At 46.4% G+C, this 23,298-nt stretch carries 22 protein-coding genes; 19 read left to right on the forward strand and 3 right to left on the reverse strand.

The features are described 5' to 3' along the window. Nucleotides 1-51 precede the first annotated feature (51 nt). The 7 genes from DTHIO_RS18665 to DTHIO_RS18695 all read left to right on the forward strand — a co-directional run bounded on the left by DTHIO_RS18665 (nt 52) and on the right by DTHIO_RS18695 (nt 8,652). Nucleotides 52-588 (forward strand): GNAT family N-acetyltransferase, encoded by a 537-nt coding sequence (locus DTHIO_RS18665; protein WP_008871801.1) that lies wholly within the window; start codon nt 52-54, stop codon nt 586-588. A gap of 168 nt (nt 589-756) precedes the next feature. Then, the gene (locus DTHIO_RS22175; protein WP_208596449.1) at nt 757-960 is read left to right on the forward strand and encodes a type I restriction-modification system subunit M N-terminal domain-containing protein; all 204 of its coding nucleotides are present in this window, start codon (nt 757-759) and stop codon (nt 958-960) included. Between the two features lie 12 nt (nt 961-972). Beyond that, entirely contained in the window at nt 973-1,485 is a 513-nt protein-coding gene (locus DTHIO_RS23095) for a virulence RhuM family protein (RefSeq protein WP_008871803.1), read from the forward strand. A gap of 50 nt (nt 1,486-1,535) precedes the next feature. Then, a complete protein-coding gene (locus DTHIO_RS18680) occupies nt 1,536-1,937 on the forward strand; it encodes a (deoxy)nucleoside triphosphate pyrophosphohydrolase (protein WP_008871804.1) in 402 nt (133 codons plus the stop codon). Beyond that, entirely contained in the window at nt 1,937-5,062 is a 3,126-nt protein-coding gene (locus tag DTHIO_RS18685) for a DEAD/DEAH box helicase (protein ID WP_008871805.1), read from the forward strand. The genes DTHIO_RS18680 and DTHIO_RS18685 overlap by 1 nt, the downstream gene beginning before the upstream one ends. Nucleotides 5,063-5,099: 37 nt before the next feature. Continuing rightward, a complete protein-coding gene (locus DTHIO_RS18690) occupies nt 5,100-5,702 on the forward strand; it encodes a class I SAM-dependent methyltransferase (protein ID WP_008871806.1) in 603 nt (200 codons plus the stop codon). A gap of 13 nt (nt 5,703-5,715) precedes the next feature. Beyond that, nucleotides 5,716-8,652, forward strand: coding sequence for a DEAD/DEAH box helicase family protein (locus DTHIO_RS18695; RefSeq protein ID WP_008871807.1), 2,937 nt, complete (start codon nt 5,716-5,718; stop codon nt 8,650-8,652). A 2,025-nt stretch (nt 8,653-10,677) separates the two neighbouring features. Here DTHIO_RS18695 and DTHIO_RS18700 read toward each other — a convergent pair. From DTHIO_RS18700 to DTHIO_RS18710, 3 genes are read right to left on the reverse strand one after another with little or no spacing between them, the layout of a single operon-like run. Further along, on the reverse strand, nt 10,678-10,968 hold the full coding sequence (locus DTHIO_RS18700) for a hypothetical protein (RefSeq protein WP_008871809.1): 291 nt from the start codon (nt 10,966-10,968) through the stop codon (nt 10,678-10,680). Nucleotides 10,969-10,972: 4 nt separating this feature from the next. Next, a complete protein-coding gene (locus tag DTHIO_RS18705; protein WP_008871810.1) occupies nt 10,973-11,638 on the reverse strand; it encodes an SOS response-associated peptidase in 666 nt (221 codons plus the stop codon). A 38-nt stretch (nt 11,639-11,676) separates the two neighbouring features. Beyond that, on the reverse strand, nt 11,677-11,982 hold the full coding sequence (locus DTHIO_RS18710) for a hypothetical protein (RefSeq protein WP_008871811.1): 306 nt from the start codon (nt 11,980-11,982) through the stop codon (nt 11,677-11,679). Between the two features lie 500 nt (nt 11,983-12,482). Here DTHIO_RS18710 and DTHIO_RS18715 point away from each other — a divergent pair, with 500 nt between their 5' ends. The 12 genes from DTHIO_RS18715 to DTHIO_RS20180 all read left to right on the forward strand — a co-directional run bounded on the left by DTHIO_RS18715 (nt 12,483) and on the right by DTHIO_RS20180 (nt 23,118). After that, nucleotides 12,483-14,210 carry an IS1634 family transposase gene (locus DTHIO_RS18715; protein WP_208596366.1) on the forward strand — a complete coding sequence of 576 codons (1,728 nt, stop codon included), beginning with the start codon at nt 12,483-12,485 and terminating at the stop codon, nt 14,208-14,210. Nucleotides 14,211-14,574: 364 nt separating this feature from the next. Next, a complete protein-coding gene (locus DTHIO_RS18720; protein WP_008871812.1) occupies nt 14,575-15,957 on the forward strand; it encodes an ATP-binding protein in 1,383 nt (460 codons plus the stop codon). A 128-nt stretch (nt 15,958-16,085) separates the two neighbouring features. Beyond that, entirely contained in the window at nt 16,086-16,445 is a 360-nt protein-coding gene (locus tag DTHIO_RS18725) for a hypothetical protein (RefSeq protein ID WP_008871813.1), read from the forward strand. A gap of 574 nt (nt 16,446-17,019) precedes the next feature. Then, a complete protein-coding gene (locus tag DTHIO_RS18730; RefSeq protein ID WP_040419368.1) occupies nt 17,020-17,373 on the forward strand; it encodes a hypothetical protein in 354 nt (117 codons plus the stop codon). A gap of 536 nt (nt 17,374-17,909) precedes the next feature. Further along, nucleotides 17,910-18,368 carry a ParB N-terminal domain-containing protein gene (locus tag DTHIO_RS18735; RefSeq protein WP_008871815.1) on the forward strand — a complete coding sequence of 153 codons (459 nt, stop codon included), beginning with the start codon at nt 17,910-17,912 and terminating at the stop codon, nt 18,366-18,368. 764 nt (nt 18,369-19,132) lie between these two features. Continuing rightward, complete coding sequence (locus DTHIO_RS18740) at nt 19,133-19,333, forward strand: type II toxin-antitoxin system VapB family antitoxin (protein ID WP_008871816.1); 201 nt, start codon at nt 19,133-19,135, stop codon at nt 19,331-19,333. Continuing rightward, entirely contained in the window at nt 19,333-19,734 is a 402-nt protein-coding gene (gene vapC, locus DTHIO_RS18745) for a type II toxin-antitoxin system VapC family toxin (protein WP_008871817.1), read from the forward strand. Before DTHIO_RS18740 ends, vapC begins: the two co-directional genes overlap by 1 nt. Beyond that, complete coding sequence (locus DTHIO_RS21755) at nt 19,731-19,889, forward strand: hypothetical protein (protein WP_161598707.1); 159 nt, start codon at nt 19,731-19,733, stop codon at nt 19,887-19,889. The genes vapC and DTHIO_RS21755 overlap by 4 nt, the downstream gene beginning before the upstream one ends. A 34-nt stretch (nt 19,890-19,923) precedes the next feature. After that, on the forward strand, nt 19,924-20,520 hold the full coding sequence (locus tag DTHIO_RS18750; protein WP_008871818.1) for a DUF3841 domain-containing protein: 597 nt from the start codon (nt 19,924-19,926) through the stop codon (nt 20,518-20,520). 321 nt (nt 20,521-20,841) lie between these two features. Next, entirely contained in the window at nt 20,842-21,300 is a 459-nt protein-coding gene (locus DTHIO_RS18755; protein WP_008871819.1) for a ParB N-terminal domain-containing protein, read from the forward strand. Between the two features lie 175 nt (nt 21,301-21,475). Then, nucleotides 21,476-22,084 carry a UPF0149 family protein gene (locus DTHIO_RS18760; RefSeq protein WP_008871820.1) on the forward strand — a complete coding sequence of 203 codons (609 nt, stop codon included), beginning with the start codon at nt 21,476-21,478 and terminating at the stop codon, nt 22,082-22,084. Beyond that, nucleotides 22,045-23,118 (forward strand): Druantia anti-phage system protein DruA, encoded by a 1,074-nt coding sequence (locus DTHIO_RS20180; protein ID WP_050775192.1) that lies wholly within the window; start codon nt 22,045-22,047, stop codon nt 23,116-23,118. The genes DTHIO_RS18760 and DTHIO_RS20180 overlap by 40 nt, the downstream gene beginning before the upstream one ends. Nucleotides 23,119-23,298 lie beyond the last annotated feature (180 nt).

Below are 23,298 nucleotides of genomic sequence, written 5' to 3' on the forward strand. Positions count from 1 at the left end.
ATCATGTTATGTTCCAAAAGCGATAGGCACAGAAATCTTAAAAGGTAAGTCATGATTCACCGAGTTCTGGATAAATCAAAACAAAAAGAGGTAGAAGAGCTGTTCACTTCTGTATTCACCGCATCAGAGGGTGAAAAGGAAGGAAAGCTGCTTGGTAACCTTTCTTCACAGTTGGCATCAAACCTCGACAATAATGAAATAATCTGTTTCGGCGTATATGAAAAAGAAATTCTCATCGGTTCTATTTTCTTTACTCGCCTTGAGTTTAGTAAGCCTATTCAGGTTTTCATGCTTGCCCCGGTTGCAGTAAGCGCTGAACATCAGGGAAAAGGCATCGGACAGGCACTAATCAATTACGGGCTTAATGAACTCAAAAAGCGCTCTGTTAATGTTGCTGTCACATATGGAGATCCATCCTTTTATTCAAAGGTGGGGTTTCAGTCGCTTTCAGAAAATGTAATTCAGGCTCCGCTAAAGCTTTCAATGCCTTTTGGCTGGCTTGGCCAATCTTTAACGGTAGAGCCGATTCCAACTATTAATGAACGTCCCATGTGCGTTAAGGAATTCAATGCCCCCGTTTATTGGTAAACAAAAGAACATAACAATCACATGCACTCGGACAGCAATAAGCGCCGCTCGTTCCTCGCTCTGCTTTTTGTTGCCGGTGATGTAAAGCGGTTGGACAGCCAAACAATAAGGAGATACTACGTGGCTACCAAGCATAATAACGGTGCCAACCTCGGCTTTGAAAACCAGATGTGGGCCGCAGCTGACAAACTCCGGGGCCATATGGACGCCTCGGAGTACAAATACGTGGTCCTGGGGTTGATTTTCTTGAAATACATCTCTGATTCCTTTCAGGCCAAATATATCAAACACCCTCGCTTCCCTCCGCGACACCCTCCTTCCCAGACTCATTTCCGGCAAACTGCGTGTCCCGGATGCCGAGAAGTTTGTTGAGGAGTCCGGAGTATGACCAACGAAATAATCCTTTACAGCACCCCGGAAGGCAACAAGAAAGTCGGCGTTTTGTACCATGATGAAAGTTTCTGGATGACGCAGAAAGCAATCGCAGAACTTTTCGACGTTGAAGTCCCGGCTATCAGCAAACACCTTGGCAACATCTACGATTCAGGAGAGTTGGAGCGGGAGGCAACTATTTCCATTTTGGAAACAGTTCGTCGGGAGGGCAACCGCAACGTCAAACGAAAGCTGGAATATTACAACCTCGACGCCATCATTGCCGTGGGGTACAGGGTCAACAGCTATCAGGCCACCCAGTTCCGGGTCTGGGCGACCAAGACACTCAAGGAATTCATTATCAAGGGATATGTGCTGGATGATGAACGACTCAGGCAGGAAAAACATTACGGATCCTGCGCAGATACGGTTATCCTCCCGATAAGCAGGAGAAAGCGACTCAGACCGTCCTGGAACAGGCGGAGGTTCTCTGCCGGCAGTGGGTGGCTGTATGATCTGCATTAAACCTTAAATTCAAAAAAAGATGTCCAGGCAGTCAAGACACTGGTGAAAACATGCCCCACATCCACGTAACCTGCGCGATTATTGAGCGAAACGGCCTGGTCCTGGCGGCCAGGCGCAGCGCTTTAATGCAGCTGCCCCTGAAATGGGAATTTCCTGGGGGCAAGATAAGAGCCGGGGAAGATCCAGGAGAATGTCTGAAAAGAGAAATCCGGGAAGAACTGGCTCTAGAGATTGACATTGCGGGTGAATTGTCCCCAGCTACTCATCACTACCCGGACTTCATTGTTACCCTTTATCCTTTCATCTGCAAGGCAAAGACCTCCGGATTCAAGCTTGCAGAACATGCAGAAGCTGCCTGGTTTCCACCGGGCGAGCTTACCGGCCTGGACTGGGCCGAGGCTGATCTGCCGGTCCTTGATGCATACCTTGCAACGCTTGAGAGAAAGAGCTGATGGCCAACAAGCTTGCTTATGGCATTTATGACGCCCTGCTGGATAACCGCCTCCAGAGCATACTGGACCAGTATCCAGAACTGCGAACAGTTCTTGGAAAAATAGATACAGAGGAACAGCCGGCCAGGTATGCGGATCTTGTGGCCAAAGTGGTCAGGCAGGTTCTGCGTGAAGAAACCGACTCAGACAAGAGAACTCTGATTTGCAACGCTATTCTTGCTCAACTGTATGCTGGCACTGAACAGCAAGTAAACATAAGTCAACTGGTTTCGGGTAAAAAGCCAGTTCTTTTGGAGATAACCCCTCCTAACTATGCAAAGTCAGGCATTCCCAGGCCTCACACGCCAATATTTGAAAGCAGTCTTTTTACAGGTTCCCCTCGTGACCCTCAGTTAGTCCACGAACTTTTGGCCGAGATGAAATCCGCAGATTCGGTGGATATTCTGATTTCCTTTATAAAGTGGTCAGGGCTGCGTTTGCTCATGCCTGCTTTTGAAGATCTGCGGGACCGTAGAGTGCCTGTGCGGCTTATTACTACTTCCTACATGGGTGCATCTGATGCCCCGGCTGTTGAATGGCTGGCCCGCATGCCCAATGTGCAGGCCCGTGTTTCTTACGATACGCAGCGGACCCGGCTGCATGCCAAGGCTTATTTCTTCAAGCGAGATTCCGGATTTTCCACGGCCTACATCGGATCAGCCAACATGTCCCACGCAGCCATGACCAGCGGCCTGGAGTGGAATCTGAAAGTTACTGAACAGGACATGCTGCATATCCTGGAAAAATTTACTGCAGAATTTGAAACCTACTGGAACAGCCGTGAGTTTATTCCCTTTGATCCAGATGATCCCGGGCAGCTGCGCGAGGCTATCAGCAGGGCAAGAACCTCCAAGGCCCGGGCTCGGGTGTTTTTTGACCTGAGACCGCATCCCTTTCAGGAACGTATCCTGGAAGAACTGGAGCAGGACAGAAAAGTCAATAATCAACACCAAAATCTGGTCGTAGCTGCTACTGGAACCGGAAAGACTGTAATCGCGGCCTTTGATTTTCAACGCTTTTTTCAGAGAAAGCAAAAACAGGTCAAGCTCTTGTTTGTGGCCCATCGCCAGGAAATCCTGGAACAGGCCCAGGATACTTTCAGAAATGTACTTAAGGATCACAACTTTGGCGACCTTCTTGTTGGTCAGCACCAGGCTGAACAGGTAAAGCATCTTTTCTGCTCGGTGAGTATGATCACCAACAGAAGGCTTGGGGAGCAGGTGGGCAGAGATTTTTATGACTTTATCATTATTGATGAGGCCCATCACGGCACAGCAGCCAGTTACCGGCCAATATTCGACAACTTTGAGCCTGAGGTTCTCCTGGGCCTGACCGCAACTCCGGAACGTATGGACGGAGAAAACGTTCTGGCTGACTTCGGCAACCGCATTACTTCAGAAATCCGGCTGCCTGAAGCCCTGGAAGAAAAGCTGCTTTGTCCTTTTCACTACTTTGGTGTGGCTGATCCCATTTCTCTTAATGAGGACCGTTTCTGGCATCACGGCAGATATAACGTGGCTAAACTGGAAAAAATCTATACCGGTGCTCACGTCCAGGCCAGGCAGCGCCTGGATGTAGTCCTTGAGGCTCTGAAACGATACGAACCAGAGCTAGCTCAGATCAAGGGAGTCGGATTTTGCGTATCCATCAGGCATGCACATTACATGGCTGATATGTTCAGCCAGCACGGCATACCTTCAGCAGCGCTGGTATCCGGAATAGACAATAATCAATGCGCCAGCCTACTTGAACAGCTAAGATCTGGAGAGCTTACTTTTCTCTTCACTGTGGATAAGTTGAGCGAAGGAGTGGATGTTCCGGACTTAAACGTGGTCCTGTTTCTACGGCCCACAGAGAGCCTGACAGTTTTCATGCAGCAGTTGGGGCGAGGTCTGCGTCATGCACCTGGAAAGGACTGCCTGACTGTGCTGGACTTTGTAGGCCAGGCTCACAGAAAATATCGCATTGATACAAAACTAAAGGCCCTTCTTCCCAGGCACCGCTTTTCCATAGACCATGAAGTGGAAATGGATTTTCCCCATATGCCGCCTGGCTGCAGCATTCAACTGGACCGAGTCTCCCGTAAATATGTCCTGGAAAATATCCGGGAAAACCTGCGCAACCTGGCAGTGCAAGTTCCGGAGAGGATGCAGAGTTTTGAAAACGAAACCGGACAGCAGCTGACCTTTGGCAATTTTATCAGCCACCACGATTATGAGCCGGAGCGTTTACTGGTCAAAGAGACCTGGAGTGGCTGGAAGTCAAAGGCGAATTTGTCAGCAATACCTGGTGATCCTGATCTGAAGCGCTTGAAAAATGCGCTGATCAGAATCGCCCAGATAAATGGTCCCCGGGAAATAGCCAGGCTGAGAAGAATATTACTGCACTTGCAGGAAAATGATATCACCCAGGCTCTGGCAACTGCCGGAGATACAGCCATTTCCACGCACTACAGGATCTGGGCAGACAAGGCTGGCAACCTGGACATGTCCTCGCTGGAAGATTCATTCACTCGGCTGTCCAGGAATCCTACAATCCTGGCTGACATGGACGAAATCCTGGCCTGGGCGGCTGGTGACTCAAAGATTGAAGGCAGGCAGCCAGGTCTTGTCTTTGAAAGCCCTTTGGAGCTTCATGCCAGGTATTCCAGCAGGGATATAAATGCTGCGCTTGGCCTGGCGGACCTGCACTCACCAGGTCCCACCGGCACTGGCATTTTGCATACAAAAAAAATTAAGACCTATGCCCTGCTGCTCACATTTCAAAAGACCGAGCGCGAATTTTCCCCTACTACCATGTATTCGGACTATCCCATCAGCAGACAGCGCATCCATTGGGAGTCCCAATCCACCAACACCCAACAGGGCCAGACCGGCCAGAACCTGATCCATCACCGGGAAAAAGGCTACACTGTCCTATTCTTTGTCCGGGAACAGAAGAAAAGCCTTGGCGTGACCATGCCTTTTACTTTTCTGGGTCCGGGGGAGATGATAAGCTACGAAGGAGAACGCCCCATCAAGATGGTTTGGGAATTACAGCATCCCATGCCGGTGGAGATGTTTGAGAATAATAGATTGGGCGGATAAAGAAAAATATGCCTCAAGTTTAATTATTGTGTCCGTTATGTCTTCAAACAATTTTTACCAAAATCAGGCCCAAGACTATTGTGAACAGACCTTTGGGATTGACCCATCGTCTTTTCTGCTACCCTTGACCAGATATCTTCAACCAGGGGCAAGCATCCTTGACATTGGATGTGGAACAGGTCGGGACATGCTATGGCTCCATAACAAGGGATTTTACTGTACTGGCTTGGATTGCGCCCCTGCTCTGGCAGAATTGGCCCGGCAGCATACGGGTCTTCCTGTTATTGAAGCAGATTTTGAGAGTTTTGACTTCAGTGGATTAAAGGAGGATGCCCTGCTGATGGTTGGAGCCCTGGTACATGTGCCCCATGAAAAGTTCAAGACAGTTTTTAAGCACATGCTCCAGGCCTTGAAAGTCCAGGGTACGATTTTGATCACCCTCAAAAAAGGCCAGGGAACAGAGATCAGATCAGATGGCAGAGAGTTTTACCTCTGGCAAAAGGATGATCTATTCCAAACTTTTAGTGACTTCTCCCTGGTGTGCTTAGAATATTTTGAGCAGGAGTCCAAAATTAGATCCAGCGATATCTGGATGAGTTTTGTGCTGCAAAGAAGAAATCCCCACAGGCAGGAAGATTAAGGCAAGAATCTTTATGACGGACCATTCAAACTCTCACCCCATATATTATTATAAGCTTGTAAGGGACAAAATCCCGAGCATCATCCGGGAAAAGGGACACCATCCTGCCGTATCAAGTCTTTCAGGCCAGCAATGGACCCAGGCTGCAAGCCAGAAGCTTTTAGAAGAGGCTTATGAACTGTTTACTGCGATTGCTAATGGAGACAAAGAGTCAGTGCTCAAAGAGTCATCTGATGTCCTCGAAATTACACTGACTATTCTCAAGCAGCAAAACTACAGTTTTGACGATTTGCTCGCTGAACTGGAAAAAAGGCGGGAGCAAAGAGGCGGCTTTGAGCAGGGCCTTTTTCTGGAAAGCGTTGATGGTCAATTTCTCGGTGCCAGGTTGAAGCAAAGTCCTGGTTTTGTGTGTACCCATCTGGATACAAATTCTTTATTGGAGCTTTTCCGTGGAGAACTGGAAAGAAGTGACAAGGCCTGGATTGCGTCGGCCTTTTACTCCCCAGCAATCACCAATATTTTGACCAGTGAGTTTGAACGCTTCATCTGCAAGGGAGGTGAAGCCAGAGTTATCCTGTCCACCATGAACGGATTCATCAAGCCTGAATATCTGGTTCACCTGCGTGACTATGTGCCTGAGCTCAAGGTCAAAGTTTTTCATCCCTCGGAAATTCCTTTTGATAAACATCCTCAGCGTGATTTTCATGTCAAAGCCTACATCTTCAAGCACAGAACAGGCAAAGGCTCGGCAATTATTGGATCTTCAAACTTATCTCAGGGCGGATTTTCCGATAACATTGAATGGAACTATTACACACCCGGCGAGATCAACCTTCCCTTTTATGAAAATCAGACTCCATGGGAAAAGATAGTTCAGGAGTTTGACTCCCTGTGGGAAAATCAATGTGTACATATTACCGATGATTTTCTGGACGGATACAGGGAGAGGCACAGGGATGTTTTTCAAGAAAGAGAAAAGCCTGATACATATGGATACGAGGGGCAAAGCTCGACTCAATGGAGTGTCTTGGCGGACAGCTCTGCTGTATACGGGACAAGCAAACAATCCATAATTGAACCAGAATCGATACAGCCCAATGTCGCCCAGAGTGAGGCTCTGGAAGGGCTTAAGAAACTTAGAACAAGAAAAGCCCGGTCCGGAGCAGTCATTGCAGCCACCGGTGTAGGCAAGACCTACCTGGCTGCATTTGACTTTATTCAAAGCGGCAAAGACAAATGCCTCTTTATTGCCCACCGAGAAGACATCCTTAGAAAAGCCAGGGAAAGCTTTTCCCATGTGCTTGGTCCAGAAGGTTTGGAAATCTTCAGTGGCCGGAGCAAGGATGTTTCGTACGGATCAAAGGCTGTTTTTGCCATGATTCAGACCTTGGGACGGCAGGGCAATATGAAACGTTTTCATCCCAGGGAGTTTGACTACATTGTGATGGATGAATTCCACCATGCAATGGCCAACACCTATCGCAAAGTTCTGGACTATTTCCAGCCAGATTTCCTTTTAGGGCTTACAGCCACTCCCGAGCGTATGGATGGACGGGATGTTCTCTGGTTATGCGATTACAACATTGCATATGAAATGAGGCTGTTCCAAGCCATAGATAAGGAACTGCTGGCCCCTTTTCAGTACTTCGCTGTCCATGATCCGACAGATTATGCCCAGATCGCCTGGAAAAGAACTGACTACGATCAAGAAGAACTGACCATGGCCCTGGCCAATGACACCAGGACAGCCCTTATCGCCAACAATCTCAAAAAATTTCTTCCATACCAGGGCAAGATAAAGGCCCTGGCATTTTGCAGTTCGGTGGATCATGCTCATTATACAGCAAATCGCTTGACTCAAGAGCATGGTTTTGAGGCTACGGCCCTGGTAGGTGATTCTTCCCAGGAACAGAGAGAAAAAGTCATAGCAAGACTTGAGAAAGAAAATGACCCCCTCAAAGTAATATGTTGCGTGGATATCTTCAATGAAGGTGTCGATATCCCCAGTCTCAGTCATGTGCTGCTTTTGCGACCCACCCAGTCTTTTACAGTCTTCCTCCAGCAAATTGGCCGCGGGCTACGAAAGGTGCAGACCAAAGATGTGAACAAGCACCTTGTGGTCATAGATTTTGTCGGCAATTATCGAAGTGCCCATGTGGCTCCACTGGCCTTAGCCGGATATACATCAATTGAAGAATATATTCGAGACAGCGCAAGAACTCGAGGCAGCAAGTCTGGTATGAGCAACCCTCCTCTGGGCTGTTCTGTTTCTCCTGATCTTGAAGTGCAAAGGATCTGGGACAGCAAACTGCGTGAAATTGTACCCATGCCGAGGGGAGAGCAACTACGAGATCTCTATGACGAAGTTGTGCAAGACTTGGGGCTAATTTCACCAGGGCTATGCGAGTTCTATGCTGATCCACAAAGAGCAGATCCACATGCATTTATCAAGCACTTTGGTAGTTGGATAAAAACAAAAAAATATTTTGATGATCTATCTAATACTGAAAATAGCTTATTAAGCACCCAGGGTGAATCATTTTTGGAATACCTTGAAAAAGATCTTAACCCCGTCAAGTCTTACAAAATGGTTGTCTTGAAGACATTACTATCTCTTAAGGGTACATCATGGAAAATTGATGATATTGCATCAGGATTCTTGAATTATTACTTGCAACATCCTGAACACATTTATGATTACGATGAATTGGACAAGCAGGATAATCCTCAAAAATTATCACTTCAAACGGTAAAAAGACATATCACAAGAATGCCTCTTTATTATCTCAGTAATAACAATAATGACTGGTTCATCCTAGATAAAGAAAAAAATAAATTTATCTTGAAGGTTGATCTGGTTGATTATTGGAATAATCAAAACTATAAAATGCTTGTCCTGGATAGAGTTAAGTATGCTTTAGCTAGATATTTTTACCGAAAAACAAAGTAAATTCGATACAGGGTCGGTCTGGAAATAATCCTTGATTATACACGAAGCACTATCTTATATTCGTTTTGGTCTTGGCAAGTTTACAAGAAGATATTGATGAGGCTACGGCCCATATCCAGAGTGTATTAAACAGGCTATCGTTCTAAGCATAAGCGGAAACTACAAATAACAAGCACAGGGGAAGGTTCTTCAGGGGACACGGGTTTAAAAGCATGATTGTTCAGGAAGGGCTGAGCCTGGTTAGTCTTCTGGCTTATGTGGACCTGAATTTGATCCGGGCCGGTCTTGATATAAACGGCAGGACAGTCAATCTTATCCGGATTTCTTGATTAGAAATGACCACTGCGGACTGCCTGGCACTCAAGGAGGATATCATGTTTGTCGAGATCCTGGCCCTGGCAGTAATCATGTTCGTGATCTATATAGCTTTTTTTGAAAAATAATAAATAGCAGACGGATATGCCTCAACAAGCCCCTTAAGTTTACATTTCGCGTTTGACGCGATGTGTAAACATGAGCCTGGAAGATGGATCAAACTCGACTTTCTGACTTAACAGTAAATTTTATTAAAAAGTTCATTGATAACAAGGCACTACTGCTGCATGGCCTGTAGTACCCCACTTTGTATTCTGTCGCCTGGGACATTCAGGATCCCGGCCTGGTTCGGGATAAAGTGCCGGGATAAGGCTGGATTATGGCCTGGCTGGTTAGAGCCAGGTCTCTGAGACCAGCAACATGTTGTTATCATTGCATTTCACTTCAGGAAATGGTCAACTTTGAGGCTTGCAGGCATTTTTTGCCTTGGATATTGCCCAAATCTATATGTAACCATCCAGGATGATTAGTTTTTAAGCTTCAAAGGATCAAAGCTCTCCTTTACATTTCGCGCTTGACGCGATGTGTAAACATGATCCCGGAATACAGGCAATGGATTCAGCAACTGTGACCTGTCAGGGATTCCGGCATAATTTTAGCTGGCCTGGATCAAACAGAGCCAGGTCTCTGAGACCAGCAACATGTTGTTATCATTGCATTTCACTTCAGGAAATGGTCAACTTTGAGGCTTGCAGGCATTTTTTGTCTTGGATACCGCCCGGATCTATGTATAAGCATTCAAAATGATTGATTTTTAAGCTTCAAAGGATCAAAGCTCTCCTTTACATTTCGCGCTTGACGCGATGTGTAAACATGATCCCGGAATAAAAGATTAAGGTTAATAATTGACACTGCTGTTCTACAGTGGTGTCATACGCCATGTTTACGGTTCATCCGGCTAAAGCGTACTTCCTCGAAAAGAAAAAGAGTATCTCACGCCCGGGCTGCCTCCGGCCCATAGGGCCTACGCCCCGGAGGGAAGCAGCCCTAGAGGCGCAGAGATCGCAGAGGAGGAAAAGGCAGGAGGAAGAGGCTTAATATTCATATCCCCCGAGTTGGGGGATATGAATAGGAGCTCCCCGCCGGGGGCGGAGAACCTTTTTCATTGCCCCGGCTCAGGGCAATGAAAAAATGACTTCTCTCTTCTCTGGGGGCTCTGCGGCTCTAGCGAGTCTTCGAGCGGGTGTGAGACAATAATTTCTTATGCCTTGCCTTAAGTAGGCAGTCAGCATTGCGTTGAGCCTTTTTCCAGCTACGTACGCTTGAACCGGATGAACCATATTTACTTGAAACAGACTGGAATAACAGGACGTCCTTTTTACGGCCGGTATGAAGAGGATCAAGTTTGGTTCATATTACATGGGCAAAGTGGACACCGTTCCACGGGAAAAAGAACAGCACAAAATTTAAGGAGCAGTTCATGAACAATACTTTTGCATGCATAGACTGTGAACATTGCCTGCCTGACAGTGACGGCCCGACCTCTATGCGTTTCCGCGAAAAGTTTTGTCGTGTTTCATATTCCCGTCTCTGTCTGTGCCGAATACCCGGTTTCAGCGGCGCAGGTTTATATAAACGTACGTTGGAGCATCTAATTTGGCGGATTATTTACTTGCCATAGGCCTCAGATCCTTCTCTTGAAGCCTACGCTCACATCTGATTTTGCAATAAATCTCCCCTTTTCACATACTGCCCACCCTTGATTTCAATCTTCCCCTGGGCCAGGAGCTTCCGGACAGATGGCCTCATTTTCCTGCTGGGGGCATTCAGCTGCAGGCGCAGGAGCTTGTTGTAAGTAGTCAGAGTTGCCTGGGCTTTCTGTTTTTGATGAGGATGGAGAGACCACAGGCCTTTAACAACAATGCTGCCCCGGGAATCAAGAGATAAATCCAGGCGCAGTTCGTATTCCAGGTACTGAAGCGGGTCAAAGTGAGTACGCATTTGGTTATGGGGTAACCTGTTGAATAAGTTCAGGCCCATTGTTCCTGGGGTTGTTAACCTTGGGGCTTACCGGCCAGACGGTGATCAAGCTATGGTCAAGCTGGTAGATTTTGAGCTGATCCCTGGTCTGGACCATGGGGTCCAGCCAGTTCTTATACCCTGATCTGTCTATTGTCACCGGCATCCGGTCGTGAATTTCTTTGACTGCTCCCTGAGCCTCAGTGGTGACTATGGCGCATGAGTCTATAACCTCACCTGATGACTTATCCTCCCAGGTTTCCCAGATTCCGGCCATGGCGAATATGTTGGTGCCGGAAACTGAAATAAAGTAGGGTTGCTTGCCTGAATCTGTCTTCTTCCATTCATAAAATCCTGAGGCGGGAATCAGACATCTCCTGTACCTTATGGCTGACCTGAACGATGACTTGTCCCACACAGTCTCGACCCGGGCATTGATCATTTTGTACTGGGTCTGCTTTGCCTTGGACCAGTGCGGAATCAGGCCCCACTTTAAAAACATGGGGACAAGGGAGTTTTCATAATAAGCAATGCCCAGGATGCCGGTGCCCGGAGCTATGTTGTAGTTCGGGACCAACTCGGAAGCATCATCCAGTCCGAAATGATCCTGGATGATGTCTGAGGGTTCATATAAGGCGAAGCGTCCACACATAGACAATAATATCTGATAATCAAGTCAATGTCTTTCTATCACTTACTCGCACAATCATCATAGTTGCGATAGAAAAGATCCAGCAGCCTGCATCTTTCCTCAAAATCCCGAATGCTCTTGAAAAGCGATGCCAGAATCGGCCTGTAAGGAATGTCGGCATGGCGGATGCGGGAAGGGACTTTTTTGAATTCCATGTATTCATCTCTTATCCTGAAAAACTCATCTTCCAGTGTGAAAAATTCTTCGACCTCCCACTCTTTTTTTTCATCATCTGAGAGATCGTTCCAGTAATCAAGCTCCATCTGATGAAGGTCATGGCTGGCCCTCTTCAACCATATTCTCAATTGTGTCAGTGTCCCATATGGAATAGCCGAGCATATCAGACAGAAAAAGGATTGGGGACAGTCCCGAAGCCAGGGACAGTCCCCCTCCGGGCTGTAAGCCTCCGGGCAGGAAGCCGTGCCATGCCTTAATTTATAGCTTTTTACACAAAGATAGCCTTAACTCACCCTATTCATATTTTGTTTTCAAAAAACTCGTAATGCTCCCGTTGTTAGTCGTTGATGACAAAATACAATATATACAGTGAGAGAGGATACTTCAATACTAAATGTTTATGTTTTTCAGATATTTAACTGTAGGCTAGCGTGAGTTTATTACGCTTAGCGCAATTTTCGAGGACATCTTCAATGTTTTCAATATGTTGCTTTAATTAAAAATGTATACACTGAAATATGTATCGAACAGACTTCTTTCTATTCGATAAAAAATTCTTAATTTTCAACAAATTATGCTTAATTTGGGGTTGACATATGGGCCTTTCAATGTGTATGTATACACTGAAATGGCAACTATTCAAAAGAAACCTTCAAGAGGCAGGGACTACTGGGCCATAGTCGAATCCAGACGGATCAACGGAAAACCACGCCCTGTTGTCCTGGAGCATCTCGGCACTGCTGAAAACCTCCTGAAGCGGCTTCAAGAAGGGGCAGGGCCGCACAAGGTCAAAAGTTACTCGCATGGACTGGTAGCCTACTTACTCAATTTGATAGAATCCCTTGACCTGGTTCAAATTATCAACCGCCATGTGCCAAATAAACAAATCAGAGATGGGTTTACTGTTGGAGGTTCTATTGTCCTTGCGTCCATGGGTAGAATCTGTCAGCCAACCAGTAAAAGAAACTGGTATAAGGGATGGGCCAAGCGTACCAGCCTCTCGTATCTTTTACGAATGTCTTTGGCCAAGATCGACAGCCAGCACTTCTGGGATCAGATGGATGCCCTTCCATCAGAAACCATTCCTGCAATTGAAGAAGAGATCGTTGACACCCTCTATGAACATGGCCTGCTTTCCATGGATACCCTGCTCTATGATACAAGTAATTTCTTCACTTACATCGCTTCGACCAATGAACGGTGCACACTGGCTAAGCGAGGAAAAAACAAGCAGCGACGAATTGACCTTAGGCAGTTTGGCCTTTTGCTCCTGGTCTCACGCCAGGATCAGCTCCCGATATACCACAGGACATACCAGGGGAACTTAAACGACAAAACTGTTTTCAAAGAGCATTTCGCAAGGTTTTCTGACAGACTCAAAAGGCTCAGTGGCTCCCTTGAAGACATTACCGTTGTTCTGGATCAAGGGAACAATTCAAAAAAAATGCTTAAAGAGGTAGACCAGACCATTTATTTTGTCGGAGCGCTTTCTGTTCACCAACACAGGCATTTGGTTGAAAGAGCCAATCTGAACCTGCAAGAAATACTTATAGGGAATAAAAGTGTTCCCTGCTACAAGGAGCGCACAACAATCTGGGGAAGCGACCTGACAGCAGTGGTCTACATCTCTGAAAAGCTGCGAGATGGTCAAATTAGAGGCCTGGAGCAAGGCCTCTCCAAGCTTTGCAGCGAACTTGATCAATTAAAAGAAGCCATCAAGATGCCGACCCAAAAAGGAAAAAAGCGAACTGAAGCCGGAATCCAGAAAAAGATTGATTCACTTATTTCCTCCTGTGTGCCCAAAGGGATCGTGGAGTGGGAGCTCACTTTTTTGCAGGAAGATGCATTCGAACTACAGTATTGGATCGACTACGACCACTTGGAAGAACTTAAAAAGTGGCGGTTTGGACGCCGCATCCTTATCACCAACAGGCATCACTGGAGTACTGAGGAAATCATCAAAGCTTATTGGGGTCAGGCCAATATAGAGTACGTGTTTAAAAATATGAAGAACCCGTTTCACATGGCATGGCGACCTCAATATCACTGGACTGATCAAAAGATAGAGGTGCACGGTTTCATATGTTTGGTGGCCTTTCTCCTGGTTATGGTGGCTTTCAAGCATGCCCGGGAGAATGCCGGCTTTTCTCGGTCTCCGCATACTTTGCTGGAAAAACTATCCGAGATTCGTCTGGCCACTCTGATCGATGCCCCGACCCAAAAATCAAAAGGGCGCTACAGAGCCACATATCAGCTTGAGGAGATGGACCCAGATGTCAAGGAGCTTGCAGATGCAATGGGAATTGCCGAGTTGCCGATGAAATCAAAAATACCGTTCAGTGTATACAAATCTTAACCTTAATATTTACATATATTACAAGGTGTTACGATTAATTTTGGGACTAACCGTAATAAACTCACGCTAGAATGTAACATGTACTCCGAAAGTTGAGTTAAATGATGGAACGAGCAGGTTGAAGCCTTATCCGGTGCTTCCAGCTATGATCCCAGACAGGAAACAAAGCTCATTAATGATGTCACCCCTGGATCTAATTTCAGTCCGGGCATTCTGTTTGCCAAACCTACATTATGTTGAAATCCAATAGTATTATAAATAATATTTTGTAATTTTACAAGGTTTTTTTTGTTATTAAGCTGTTTATTATTTGGTTGTCTTTTCTCAAAGTTTCAGGCATTCTTGATTGCAGGGGGGTCTGATAATGAGCATAAAGAGATCTGCTGAAGATTATCTTGTAGAATGGAAGGACCGGTCCAGCCGCAAGCCTTTAATCCTTCGGGGCGCGAGGCAGACCGGCAAGACCTATCTTGTTGAACAGTTTGCAAAGAATCATTTTAGAAATTTGCTGAAAATTGATTTTGAGTTTGACCAGGAGGTCAAATCAGTATTCCGGCAAAAAGACCCGCAGACAATCATCAGCGAACTGTCTTTGTTCTTTGACCTACCCGTGATCCCCGGGGAGACGCTTTTGTTCCTGGACGAAATACAGTCCTGTCCTGAGGCCATCCACAGCCTGCGATATTTTTATGAAAAACTATCCGGACTGCATGTTATCGCGGCTGGCTCTCTGCTTGATTTTGTCCTGCGGGATTTTGAATATTCCATGCCTGTGGGCAGGGTTGAATTCCTGCACCTTTATCCCTTGTCTTTCAGCGAATTCCTGCTGGCCGTGAACGCCCGGCTTCATGAATTTATCACTAACTGGACCCCTCCTGACCAATTCAGCCCAGTCGTACACGGCAAGCTGACCGAGCTGATGAGGACTTTTATTTTCACAGGAGGGATGCCCGAAGCAGTGGCTTCATGGATCAAGCAGAGAGACTACGTGGAAGTCCAGCGCATCCAGAGTGCGATCCTGAGCACCATGCAGCATGATTTTGCAAAATACGGCTCGCGAATCCAGCAGGATCATCTGCAAAAGATCCTTCAATTCATACCCGGCAATATAGGCAACAAGGTAAAGTATGTGCATGTGGACAGGGATGTCCGTTCCACAGCTTTAAAGGATGCTTTTCATTTGCTGGCCATGGCCAGGGTTATCAGCCTGGTATTCAAGACAAATGCTAATGGTGTTCCCTTAGAGGCAGAGAAGGACAGGAATTTTTTCAAGGCCATTGCCCTGGATGTGGGGCTTGTAAACCGGATGTGCGGGCTGAAGCTGATCCGGCCAGAGGAGTTGATGACCGTTTACGAAGGCGGGCTGGCAGAACAGTTTGTCGGACAGGAACTGCTGGGCTCGAGGCCCTGTTTTGAAGAGCCAGCGCTTTACTACTGGGCCAGGGAAGCAAAAAACGCCAATGCCGAGGTAGATTATCTTGTTACGCACGGATCACAAGTTCTGCCAGTGGAACTCAAGGCTGGAAAGACGGGTACACTTAGGTCCCTGCATGTGTTTCTGCATGAAAAAAAATCTGATTTCGGAGTCAGGCTTAATATGGACACCCCGTCTCTGGGCAGGTTTACAGCCCATGTTCGCCTGAAAAAATCCAGTACAGAACACGAGTACACCCTTCTGTCGTTACCTTTATACCTTGCCGGTCAGCTGGACAGGCTCCTGGAGCATGCTTTGGATCAGCCCCAGTAGGCCTGAACCTTAACATAAATTCAATTGGGGACAGTCCCCCTCCGGGCTGTAAGCCTCCGGGCAGGAAGCCGTGCCAAGCCGTCACAATCGGGTTTTATCACCAAAATAGTTATGACATAAAGTTCAAAATGAACAGTGTCCAGTTTGAAATGGCAGGAGAATTGTTTTCGGAAATGAATGACCATCAGGCAGCAGTTACAGCATATGGACTTGCCCTGCAAAAGTACCGTACTGAACAGGGAATCAAATTAATACTTATGGAGAATGTTATGCGATACCTTTCCCTATGCGCAGGCCTGTCTTGCTGCATTTTATTTGCCTTCTTCAATGTCAGCAACGCCTTTGCAGATAATAGCTCAGTAGAAGTCACTGTTTCCGGATCAGGAACCAGCCAAGGTGCCGCCTTGACAGAGGCCTATGTCGAAGCAGTCCGTCAGACCTTATCGCGGGTCGTAGACAAGGATACAGCGATTGAGCCAGGTCTCTGAGACCAGCAACATGTTGTTATCATTGCATTTCACTTCAGGAAATGGTCAACTTTGAGGCTTGCAGGCATTTTTTGCCTTGGATATTGCCCAAATCTATATGTAACCATCCAGGATGATTAGTTTTTAAGCTTCAAAGGATCAAAGCTCTCCTTTACATTTCGCGCTTGACGCGATGTGTAAACATGATCCCGGAATACAGGCAATGGATTCAGCAATTGTGACCTGTCAGGGATTCCGGCATAATTTTAGCTGGCCTGGATCAAACAGAGCCAGGTCTCTGAGACCAGCAACATGTTGTTATCATTGCATTTCACTTCAGGAAATGGTCAACTTTGAGGCTTGCAGGCATTTTTTGTCTTGGGTACTGCCCGGATCTATGCATAAGCATTCAAAATGATTAATTTTTAAGCTTCAAAGGATCAAAGCTCTCCTTTACATTTCGCGCTTGACGCGATGTGTAAACATGATCCCGGAATACAGGCAATGGATTCAGCAATTGTGACCTGTCAGGGATTCCGGCATAATTTTAGCTGGCCTGGATCAAACAGAGCCAGGTCTCTGAGACCAGCAACACTTGAAGACATTACTATCTCTTAAGGGTACATCATGGAAAGTTGATGATATTGCATCAGGATTTTTGAATTATTACCTGCAACATCCTGAACACATTTATGATTACGATGAGTTGAACAAACAGGATAATCCTCAAAAATTATCACTTCAAACGGTAAAAAGACATATCACAAGAATGCCTCTTTATTATCTCAGTAATAACAATAATGACTGGTTCATCCTAGATAAAGAAAAAAATAAATTTATCTTGAAGGCTGATCTGGTTGATTATTGGAATAATCAAAACTATAAAATGCTTGTCCTGGATAGAGTTAAGTATGCTTTAGCTAGATATTTTTACCGAAAAACAAAGTAAATTCGATACAGGGTCGGTCTGGAAATAATCCTTGATTATACACGAAGCACTATCTTATATTCGTTTTGGTCTTGGCAAGTTTACAAGAAGATATTGATGAGGCTACGGCCCATATCCAGAGTGTATTAAACAGGCTATCGTTCTAAGCATAAGCGGAAACTACAAATAACAAGCACAGGGGAAGGTTCTTCAGGGGAGACGGGTTAAAAAGCATGTTCAGGAAGGGCTGAGCCTGGTTAATCTTCTGGCTTATGTGGACCTGAAGCTGATCCGGGCCGGTCTTGATATAAACGGCAGGACAGTCAATCTTATCCGAATTTCATGATCAGAAATGACCACTGCGGACTGTCTGGTACTCAAGGAGGAGGTCATGTTTGTCGAGATCCTGGCCCTGGCAGTAATCATGTTCGTGATCTATATAGCTTTTTTTGAAAAATAATAAATACCAGACGGATATGCCAGAAGAATCCCTCAAGTTTACATTTCGCGCTTGACGCGATGTGTAAAGGGCACGAAAAAAATCAGGAGAACATTCAATGGGTCAAGAAACAATCCCCCATCAATCGCGAATGGATGCGGCCAGGAAACTGGTAGTCGACAGCGCTTTTGTTCCATGTCCTGCGGAGGATGGAGATGAAATTTATCCAAACGGCATCTTTCATTTTAATATCACCAAAATGCTCGAGCATATCAACCAAAACCCAGGTCAATATCTTCTTGAAGAAATCCCTCTTGAAAATCTGTCACTGTTTTCATCCAGCCTGAATGAAGATTATGTGTCCATTGCGGATATCACCCAGCCCCTCATTCTGGCTGAGATATCTCCGGGACGTTACGTTGTAATCGACGGTCACCACCGGCTGGAAAGAGCAAGTAGAATGAGGGTAAAGGCTGTCCCTGCCTACAGACTTCATGTTCACCAGCATATCCCTTTTCTGACTGAAAAAAGAGCTTACCTTGCCTATGTTGAATACTGGAACAGCAAGCTTGACTAATGCGGCCATGCCCGCAACCCAAAGAAGAAAAGAGTTTTTTGCCCACAGATCACACAGATGTACCACGCGAGACGCGTGGCAGGCACAGATGGAAGAAAGAGCTTTTATGTGCATACCAGGAATGAAGAACCTGGTATGCACATGGTCTCCACCGCATCCGCGGTAGATACCGGGGAGTAATCTTCCCCCGCCCGAAGGGCTGATACCTTTTCCTTGCGGGTTCTTATTCCCGCAAGGAAAAAATATATATCTCTTCAATATCTTATATCTGTGTCAATCTGTGTGATCTGTGGGCAGTAGTCTTTTTCTTAAAAAATAAGTGCGGAACATTTACAGTGCCAAGCGCTGAACCCCCGTCATGGCTCAAATTTTTCTTGTTTGTTGTGACAGGGTTTCAGGAGTATGTCTAAAAAATCTGATACTGATTGAGTGCTCTTACTTCTTTATTGATACTTGAAGACTTGAAAAGCTGTACGAGTCCCTGGATGGTCTCTTGACCATCTCTTTCTTGATCAGGACAACGTTCCCACCCTGGTTGAAGTCGAGCGGAGCAGCGACACCCGAGTCCGCAGAGATATCAGGGGGCAGCTGCTGGACTATGCAGCCAAGGCCCTTGTATACAGGGTAAAGATCCGTGAGTTCGGGGCAAGATAAAGAAAGTTTCCTGGATTACAGCACTTTCTTTCCAGCTGGCAGTGGCAAGTTTCCCCTTGAAATACACAGAAATTATGCTTACTATGTGTATATACTTGGGAGGTAAGGCCATGAAAAGAACAAACGTGGTGCTTGACGAGGAGCTGGTCCGGGAATGTCAAGTACTGACCGGAATACGGACTCGCCGTGCCCTCATTGACTATGCCCTGCAGGAGCTGCGCCGCCGTGGCCGTCAGAAGCGTCTGCTTGAGCTCAAAGGTGCTGTCCAATGGGAGGGGGACCTTAACGAGTGGCGGAAAGGGCGTGATTGATGGTCTTTGTGGATACTACCGTCTGGATAGATTTTTTCGCCGACCTTGACCAGCCCCATGTGGTCACCCTTTCGGAGTTGATAGAGCAGGAAGAAGATCTATCCCTGTGTGGAATCATTCTGGCGGAAGTACTCCAGGGAATCCGGTCTGACAAAGATTTTATCAAGACCAGGGAATACCTTGGCGGGCTTGTTTTCCTGCCCATGGGGCAGGCAACTTTTTTACGAGCGGCAGAAGTCTACCGCTCCCTTCGCAAGAAGGGGGTTACAATCCGCAAACCAGTGGACTGCATGATTGCTTCTGTTGCCATGGAGTACGATATCTGCCTGCTGCACAACGACCGGGACTTTGACCACATTGCCCGGCACTCCGGGCTGAGAGTCTTTTCAACAAAGCCTTGAATCAAGCCGGGCTGAAGAAACAGGTGTGGTTATCCGGTGTTGAAAAATCGAAAATCCTGGAATCCTGGTCAGCAACAACAGGTTTTGGAGAACCGGAAAAATCGATGCCGGCATTAAAAGGGATCTCTTGCCTGCATGTCTCAGACGGGTTATAATCAAAGACATAACCAGGAGAACCAATACAGTCCTATGATTTTATGGACCATCCAGACAGAAGAAGCATGGGAGCAGCTAAACAAAAAAGGGTGCATTACTGGTGTAATGGACTATATTGAACCATCCTGGCTTTCAAGCTACCACTGGATGATGCAGCAGATGAAGGATCGTATTGGCAGTCCACCCTGTAAACATTTGTTTCCTGTATGGGCTTGGTATCAATGGGACAGTTCAAATAGAAAGAAGCCCGACCTTCGCAGTGCTGGTCACCTGCCCAAAAACGTGAAGGGCGTTAGAATCGAGTTTAGCTGTGATAAAAATGCAGGCCTGCTTTCCGACTTTACACTCTGGCACTATGTGCTGAACTACTGGTATCTACCTGAATCTATGGCTGATGATGAAAAGTTCGATGCCGAAATAAAAAAACAAGGCACCACTTACTTCGAGGCAAAGCCACATCCAACCCCAAAAATTCACCAGAAAATTGTAAGAAGTTGGAATAAAATTTTTGACCTTGATTGGGATAAGACTGATATATCAGTTCCAAAATATCAGAAATCGATTCAGGCAACTATATGGCAATTGAGAATGGAGCAAGTACGAAGCTGCAAACACTTCAAAGCAAGATGAGATGAAAGCAGTCAGCAAGGGCGGACAACTCTGTTCCAGCGGCGGTTTGCAGAACTTGAAAACCTGGAAAAAGAACATGCATAAGGCCATTTATCGTTTCGGGGGTTAAAATGACCCGCCAGCCCTACTCCAAAGCAGATCATCCAGAGTTTTCTCGAGCGGTATCCCTCATTGCCGGCCGGGGACCAGGCAGACGCAGCCGCACCACTGCGCCGGCTGTTCACTGCCCGGGAAATGTCTGGCCCTCTTGTGGATCTAACCAGCTGCGTTTATAGTTGATGTCGACCTGTGAGGGTACGAAAAAAATCAGGAGAACATACAATGGGTCAAGAAACAATCCCCCATCAATCACGAATGGATGCGGCCAGGAAACTGGTAGTCGACAGCGCTTTTGTTCCATGTCCTGCGGAGGATGGAGATGAAATTTATCCAAACGGCATCTTTCATTTTAATATCACCAAAATGCTCGAGCATATCAACCAAAACCCAGGTCAATATCTTCTTGAAGAAATCCCTGTTGAAAATCTGTCACTGTTTTCATCCAGCCTGAATGAAGATTATGTGTCCATTGCGGATATCACCCAGCCCATCATTCTGGCTGAGATATCTCCGGGACGTTACGTTGTAATCGACGGTCACCATCGGCTGGAAAAAGCAAGGATAATGATGGTAAAGGCTGTCCCTGCCTACAGACTTCATGTTCACCAGCATATTCCTTTTCTGACTGAAAAAAGAGCTTACCTTGCCTATGTTGAATACTGGAACAGCAAGCTTGTCTAAAAGATCTGATGCTGATTGAGTACTATTACTTCTTTATTGACATTTGAAGACTTGAAAAGCTTTACAGGCCCCTGGATAACTCTCGGAAAGGCTACATGCTTTTTTTTACCTATTGCTGCTGCATCCTTGAGAGGGTGCGCGCATAAAAAACTGGAATGTGCATAGAGAGCTCATAATGATTAACTCCCTGAAATCTTATTACAAGAAACCTTCTGATCAGGAACTGGACGTACTTGCAGATCTTCTTGATGGTATGCCCAGCGCCATGAACATTGAAATGATGGACGGTTTCCTGACGGCGCTGATCTGCTCTCCTGAGCTGGTCATGCCCAGTACATATATGCAGTATATTCTGGGAGAGGAACATGAATTTGAAACGTCTGAACAGGCCCAGAAATTTGCAGGGCTGATCCTCAGGCACTGGAACTCCATTGTCAGTCAGCTGGAAAAAAACGAGTATTTCTATCCTGTTCTGCTTGAATCTGAAGACGGATCCATGGGCAACGACTGGGCTGCCGGTTTCCTCTCGGGCATGCATCTTGGCGGGGATGAATGGCAGGAGTATCTTAATGACGAAGAGAAATCGGGTGTCTTTGTCCCCATTTTAATTCTTGCCAACGAGCATGATCCTGATCCTGAGCTAAGGCCAGGGCCAATTTATGCTCACAAAAAAATTCAAAAAATTTATAGAATTAACCCCAAATCCTGGACAAGTGCTCGAAAGTTTGTTACAAGGGGCTCGCCATGCACACAAAGCCCCGTCCTTCATATTTGCTCAGCGTAAGGCTGCAACCAATCAAAAGGGAGCAGGAAAGCCTGTTCAAGTCCTTGATGGCCAAGCATCACTATCTTGGAGCCTCGCCTAAAATCAGCGAAACACTCTGGTATGTCGCCACATACTCTGATCAGTGGGTTGCCCTGCTTACATTCTCGGCTGCAGCCTTGAAATGCGCGGCCAGGGACCGTTGGATTGGATGGGAATATCGGCATCGGTTTGACCGCTTGAAGCTTCTGGCCAACAACACTCGTTTTCTTATTCTGCCGGGCTGGAATCTGCCAAACCTGGGATCTCGCATCCTATCGCTTTGTGCAAAGCGCATCTCTTTTGATTGGCAACAACATTTTGGCCACCCACTGCTGCTCCTGGAAACCTTTGTAGATCCCAGACGTTACACAGGCACTGTATACCGCGCCTCAAACTGGACAGAGCTTGGACTGACCAAAGGCTTTAAAAGAGTCGGCCAAGGATACAGTGCCAAACCTTCATCCCCCAAACTCATCTTTGTCTTGCCGCTTCAAGCCAACGCCAGAAAACTGTTGTCTTGTGCCATTCTTAACCCAGCATATCAAAAAGGAGAACCCAAAATGACCATGAATGCTAAACAGATGGAATCACTCCCGGATTACTTCAAAACTGTCACCGACCCTCGAAGAACACATGGACGCCGTCATCGAATCTCTACAGTTCTGTCCATTGCAGCAGCAGCCACCCTGTGCGGAATGAAAGGCTACAAGGCCATTTATGGCTGGGCCAACAAACTGGGACAAAAGGCCCGGCAACGGTTTCGGTGCCGCAAGGAAAATGGAAAATATGTTATCCCCAGTCAGTTCGTCATACGTGATGTTCTAGTCCGTGCGGACCCAGTTGAATTAGACCTGGCTGTGCAACGCTTTAATGAAGATCAAGGCCTCGAAGACACTTGTCTGGCTTTTGATGGCAAAACCATGAAAAACGCCATTGATGAAAATGCCCGGCAAACCCATATTGCCAGTGTTGTTGGCCATGAATCCAAGACCACCCACACCCAAAAAAAGTAGGTGCTCTGCCTGCAGAGGATGATGACCAAGAAACGAAGCAGACAAACGAAATCGGGATGTTTATCCCCATCCTGGAACAAATAGAAATCTCCGGGAAAACTATCACCGCCGACGCGCTTCTTACTCAGAAAAAACTGGCCGAATACATCGTTGGGCGCAACGCAGCCTACCTTTTTACCG

Source organism: Desulfonatronospira thiodismutans ASO3-1, from assembly GCF_000174435.1.
GTDB lineage: Bacteria > Desulfobacterota > Desulfovibrionia > Desulfovibrionales > Desulfonatronovibrionaceae > Desulfonatronospira > Desulfonatronospira thiodismutans.

Coding starts and splice junctions, on each gene's coding strand:
- DTHIO_RS18665 (WP_008871801.1), top strand. CDS start 52: ATGATTCACCGAGTTCTGGATAAATCAAAACAAAAAGAGGTAGAAGAG.
- DTHIO_RS22175 (WP_208596449.1), top strand. CDS start 757: ATGTGGGCCGCAGCTGACAAACTCCGGGGCCATATGGACGCCTCGGAG.
- DTHIO_RS23095 (WP_008871803.1), top strand. CDS start 973: ATGACCAACGAAATAATCCTTTACAGCACCCCGGAAGGCAACAAGAAA.
- DTHIO_RS18680 (WP_008871804.1), top strand. CDS start 1,536: ATGCCCCACATCCACGTAACCTGCGCGATTATTGAGCGAAACGGCCTG.
- DTHIO_RS18685 (WP_008871805.1), top strand. CDS start 1,937: ATGGCCAACAAGCTTGCTTATGGCATTTATGACGCCCTGCTGGATAAC.
- DTHIO_RS18690 (WP_008871806.1), top strand. CDS start 5,100: ATGTCTTCAAACAATTTTTACCAAAATCAGGCCCAAGACTATTGTGAA.
- DTHIO_RS18695 (WP_008871807.1), top strand. CDS start 5,716: ATGACGGACCATTCAAACTCTCACCCCATATATTATTATAAGCTTGTA.
- DTHIO_RS18700 (WP_008871809.1), bottom strand. CDS start 10,968: ATGCGTACTCACTTTGACCCGCTTCAGTACCTGGAATACGAACTGCGC.
- DTHIO_RS18705 (WP_008871810.1), bottom strand. CDS start 11,638: ATGTGTGGACGCTTCGCCTTATATGAACCCTCAGACATCATCCAGGAT.
- DTHIO_RS18715 (WP_208596366.1), top strand. CDS start 12,483: ATGGCAACTATTCAAAAGAAACCTTCAAGAGGCAGGGACTACTGGGCC.
- DTHIO_RS18720 (WP_008871812.1), top strand. CDS start 14,575: ATGAGCATAAAGAGATCTGCTGAAGATTATCTTGTAGAATGGAAGGAC.
- DTHIO_RS18725 (WP_008871813.1), top strand. CDS start 16,086: ATGAACAGTGTCCAGTTTGAAATGGCAGGAGAATTGTTTTCGGAAATG.
- DTHIO_RS18735 (WP_008871815.1), top strand. CDS start 17,910: ATGGGTCAAGAAACAATCCCCCATCAATCGCGAATGGATGCGGCCAGG.
- DTHIO_RS18740 (WP_008871816.1), top strand. CDS start 19,133: ATGAAAAGAACAAACGTGGTGCTTGACGAGGAGCTGGTCCGGGAATGT.
- vapC (WP_008871817.1), top strand. CDS start 19,333: ATGGTCTTTGTGGATACTACCGTCTGGATAGATTTTTTCGCCGACCTT.
- DTHIO_RS18750 (WP_008871818.1), top strand. CDS start 19,924: ATGATTTTATGGACCATCCAGACAGAAGAAGCATGGGAGCAGCTAAAC.
- DTHIO_RS18755 (WP_008871819.1), top strand. CDS start 20,842: ATGGGTCAAGAAACAATCCCCCATCAATCACGAATGGATGCGGCCAGG.
- DTHIO_RS18760 (WP_008871820.1), top strand. CDS start 21,476: ATGATTAACTCCCTGAAATCTTATTACAAGAAACCTTCTGATCAGGAA.
- DTHIO_RS20180 (WP_050775192.1), top strand. CDS start 22,045: ATGCACACAAAGCCCCGTCCTTCATATTTGCTCAGCGTAAGGCTGCAA.